The following is a 4,197-nucleotide window of genomic DNA, read 5'->3' as shown; positions in this document are numbered from 1 at the left end:
GGTGGGGCGCGGCCAAGGTCGTCGCGCTCGGCCGCCCGGCGCTCGCGGAGGAGATCGCCGCCTGGGACATCGACGTGCGTTCCGACGGCCAGGGCCTTCCCGAAGGCAAGGGCTCGGTGAAGGAGGGCGAGGAGGTGTTCCTCGAACAATGCGCCGCCTGCCACGGCGAGTTCGGCGAGGGTGCCGGCCGCTGGCCGGTGCTGGCCGGCGGCGCCGGGACGCTGAAGTCGGAACGGCCCGAGAAGACCATTGGCTCGTTCTGGCCCGATGCCTCCACCGCCTACGACTACATCCACCGGGCGATGCCGTTCGGCAACGGCCAGTCGCTCACCGCGGACCAGACTTACGCCATCGTCGCCTACCTGTTGAACCTGAACGACGTGGTGAAGGACGACTTCGTGCTCTCCAAGGAAAACTTCGCGAAGGTGAAGCTTCCGAACCAACCGAACTTCTTCGACGATGACCGTGAGAAGAGCGAAAAAGCCTTCTGGAACTCAAATCCCTGCATGAAGAACTGTACCGGGGAGGTGAAGGTGATTAGCCGCGCGCGCATCCTCGACGTGACGCCGGACGGCGAGCAGAAGGGCAATCTGGAGTGACGCCGCGACCAGCGCGGGCGCTCCTCGGCAGGGCGGTGCGTTCGCGCACCGCCCTCTCGGCGTTTCTGGCGCCCCTTCTCATCGGCCCGGCGGGGGCGAGCGCCTCCGGCGACCGCGAATACGGCGCCTACCTCGCCTCGCAATGCGTCACCTGCCACCAGGCCTCCGGCGCCACGGTGGCCGGCGTGCCGGCCATCGTCGCCTGGCCGGAGGACCAGTTCGTGGCCGTGCTCAACTCCTACCGCAGGAAGGAGCGCGACAACGAGGTGATGCGCACCATCGCCGCCACCCTCACCGAGGAGGAGATGGCCGCGCTCGCGGCCTATTTCGGCAGCCTGAAGCCCGCAGGCGGGCACTGAACGGACCCGCCCGCCGCCGCGCGCGGACGGGGCGGGCCATGGCCGGCCGGGGGCATCCCCGGCGCGCAGAAACGAGGCGCCGCAAAAGGCGCCCGTATGGAGGAGGAGACGATGTTCAACTTCGGCCGCCGAGCCTTTCTCGGCACCCTCGCTTTGGCCGGCGCGGCGCCCGTCGCCGCCTCCGCCGCGCAGAGCCTCAAGCTCGCCGACATCAAGAAGGAGGCGGACAATGCCTGCCTCTACCATTGCGACTTCGGCGACCCGCCGCGCTTCGTGCAGATGCTCACCAACATCTCCAACCACTATTCGGCCTATGGCGCGGACCCGTTCGCGCTCCAGCTTGCCGTGGTGGCGCACGGGCAGGGGGTGAAGTTCTTCCTGGAGAACCTCGACGGCACCACCTGGAAGGAGGAGGTGATGGTGCCTTCCATCTTCGAGAAGGTGGATGGCGTCGCCAAGAACGGGCTCAAGATCTACCTCTGCTCCATCACCTTCGAGCGCCTCAAGCTCGACAAGGAGAAGGTGCGCAAGGCGCCCTACATCGCCTTCGTGCCATCGGGCGTCGCCACCGTCGGCGCGCTTCAGAACAAGGGTTTCGCCTACATCAAGATCGGCTGACAGGCCGGCACCGGGAGGAAACGACAATGACCAATCTGTCTCGCAGGCACTTCGTCGCCGGCGCGGGCACGCTCGCTCTCGCCACCACGCTCGGGGCACCGGCGGTGCTCGGCCAGGCCAAGCCGCGCCTCGTGGTGGTGGGCGGCGGACCGGGCGCGCCACGGTGGCGCGCTACGTCGCCAAGGATTCCGGCGGCGCCATCGACGTGACGCTGGTGGAGCCGGCGCCGAAATTCGTCACCTGCTTCCACTCCAACCTCTATCTCGGCGGGTTCCGCTCCTTCGACAGCCTGGAGCACGGCTACGACAAGCTTGCCGCCCAGGGCGTGAAGATGGTGCGCCAGGCGGCCAAATCCATCGACCGGGACAAGAAGGAGGTGGTGCTCGAGGACGGCTCTCGCCTTCCTTTCGACCGCCTCGTGCTCGCGCCGGGCATCGACCTCAAATATGATTCCGTGCCCGGCTGGTCGAAGGCGGCGGAGGAGGTCATGCCCCACGCCTGGAAGGCGGGTCCGCAGACCAAGCTGCTCAAAGCCAAGCTCGACGCGGTGCCCGATGGCGGCCTGATCGTCATGATCGCCCCGCCCAACCCCTATCGCTGCCCGCCCGGTCCCTATGAGCGCGTCTCCATGATGGCGCATGCGCTCAAGGCCTCGGGGCGCGGCAAGGCCAAGATCATCATCGTCGACCCCAAGGACAAGTTCTCCAAGATGGGCCTGTTCCAGGAGGGCTGGGAGCGCCACTATCCGGGCATGGTCGAGTGGCTCGCGCCCAGCATCAATGACGGCGTGAAGTCGGTGGACCCGAAGACCGGCACCGTCGTGACCGGGTTCGAGACCTACAAGAACGCCGCCCTGGTGAACGTCATCCCCGCGCAGATGGCCGGCGCCATCGCCCGCGACGCGGGGCTCGCCAACGCCTCCGGCTTCTGCCCCATCGACCCGGAGAGCATGGCCTCGCAGATGGACCCGAACGTGTTCATCGTCGGCGACGCCGCCATTCCCGGCGATATGCCGAAATCGGCCTTCGCCGCCAACAGCCAGGCCAAGGTGGCGGCCATGGCGGCGCGCGCCGCGCTCACCGGCTCGAAGGCGTTTCCGGCGCGCTATGCCAACACCTGCTGGAGCCTGATCGACACCGACGACGCGGTGAAGGTGGGCGGGCGCTATGCGCCGGCCGACGGCAAGATCAAGGAGGTGGAGGGCTTCATCTCCAAGACCGGCGAGAGCGCGGAGGTGCGCCGGCAGACCGAGCAGGAGAACATGGGCTGGTATGCCGGCATCACCGCCGACATCTGGGGCTGAGCGCCCGTCTGGAGCATCGCGGGGAGGGGTGCGCGGAGCCTGCTCTGATCCTTGAGCCACGTCATGGCCGGGCTTGTCCCGGCCATCCACGCGGTGGGGCAGGGAACGGCTTGCGCATGTTGCCCCAAGCGGTTGAGCGTGGATACCCGGGACAAGCCCGGGCATGACAAGCGGGCCTTGCGGCCTTCCCATGAAGAGACGCCCGCTGGGAGGCCGGCGGGCGTCTCCGCATGAGTGCACGGGCGCGGCCGTCAGGTGCCCATATATTTGATGGTGCAGCCATAGGGGCGGGTGACGGCGGTCTTTACCGGCTCGCCCTTCACCGCCGCCGCCATGGCGTCGCGCAGATAGGGCACCGCCTTCTCGATGTCGTCGGCGCGGGTGGAGGCGATGGAATCGATGCCGCCCATGTAGAGCAGCGTGCCGTCCTTGCCGATGACGTACATGTGCGGCGTCACCTGGGCGCCGTAGGCGCGGCCGATCTTGCCGTCCGGGTCCATCAGCACCGCCGCCGGCATGGCCTTGCGCGAGCCGGTGAGGCCGTTTGCGGTGGGGCCGTCCACCGCGCCCTGCTCGCCGGGGGCGGACGAGATCACGGTGAGCCAGACCACGCCCTGGGCCTTCGCCTCCGCCTGCAGCTTCTGCATGTTGCCGGCGCCGTAGTGCTTGCGCACGAACGGGCAGTCGTGGTTCGTCCATTCCAGCACCACCACCTTGCCCTTCAGGGCCGCGAGGCTCTGGGTCTGGCCGTTGCTGTCGGTGGCCGTGAAGGCGGGCGCGGGCTGGCCGATCTGCGGCGCCGCGAAGGCCGGCGTCGCGGCGAGGAAGCGGGGACCGTGCGGCGAGGCTCGCGGCGCCCCGCCATCAGGAAGGTGCGCCGGCCAAGGGTGGCCGGCCGGTCGGAAGAGAAGCGTCGGGTCATGCGTCGTCTCCGTTGGGTCAGGGGGCGGCGCGGTCGAGCGCCGCGACGAGGGAGGCTTCGGTGAGCACGGTGGAGAGCACCGCCGGGTCCCCGCCGCCGGCGGGGTAGAGGGCATAGAAGGGCAGGCCGTCGCGCCCGAAGGCGCGCAGGAACTGGGTGATCTCCGGGTCCTGGTTGGTCCAGTCGCCCTTGAGATAGGCGATGCCCTTGTCCTTGAACGCGGCCTTGGCCGCGGCGGTGGAGAGCGCCGTGCGCTCGTTGACGAGGCAGGTGATGCACCAGGCCGCCGTCATGTTCACGAACACCGGCCTGCCCTCGCGCCGCAGCGCCGCGAGCCGGGCGGCGGAAAACGGTTCGCTGCCGGCCGATGCCTCGGCGGCCGCGGAGGGGGGCGGC

At 69.0% G+C, this 4,197-nt stretch carries 5 protein-coding genes and 1 pseudogene; 4 read left to right on the top strand and 2 right to left on the bottom strand.

Annotated features, from left to right (window positions below; translation table 11 throughout):
- The 4 genes and pseudogenes from AC2W7M_RS20910 to AC2W7M_RS20895 all read left to right on the top strand — a co-directional run.
- Positions 1–599 (top strand): c-type cytochrome (locus AC2W7M_RS20910; protein ID WP_486134596.1); only part of this gene is annotated, 599 nt, incomplete at its 5' end.
- Positions 600–634: 35 nt separating this feature from the next.
- Positions 635–958, top strand: coding sequence for a c-type cytochrome (locus tag AC2W7M_RS20905; RefSeq protein ID WP_486134594.1), 324 nt, complete (start codon positions 635–637; stop codon positions 956–958).
- Between the two features lie 96 nt (positions 959–1,054).
- Positions 1,055–1,576 (top strand): DsrE family protein, encoded by a 522-nt coding sequence (locus AC2W7M_RS20900; protein ID WP_486134592.1) that lies wholly within the window; start codon positions 1,055–1,057, stop codon positions 1,574–1,576.
- A gap of 26 nt (positions 1,577–1,602) precedes the next feature.
- A pseudogene (locus tag AC2W7M_RS20895) lies at positions 1,603–2,879 on the top strand (NAD(P)/FAD-dependent oxidoreductase).
- A 251-nt stretch (positions 2,880–3,130) separates the two neighbouring features.
- Here AC2W7M_RS20895 and AC2W7M_RS20890 read toward each other — a convergent pair.
- Together AC2W7M_RS20890 and AC2W7M_RS20885 are read right to left on the bottom strand one after the other, a co-directional pair.
- Positions 3,131–3,916, bottom strand: a complete 786-nt coding sequence (locus AC2W7M_RS20890; protein WP_486134590.1) for a redoxin domain-containing protein — start codon at positions 3,914–3,916, stop codon at positions 3,131–3,133.
- Positions 3,819–4,197 (bottom strand): thioredoxin family protein (locus AC2W7M_RS20885; RefSeq protein ID WP_486134588.1); only part of this gene is annotated, 379 nt, incomplete at its 5' end. The genes AC2W7M_RS20890 and AC2W7M_RS20885, both read right to left, overlap by 98 nt.

The sequence above is a fragment of the Xanthobacter sp. BG11Y11_SDJG genome (genome assembly GCF_057364445.1).
This window is presented reverse-complemented; position numbering and strand designations above follow the sequence as displayed.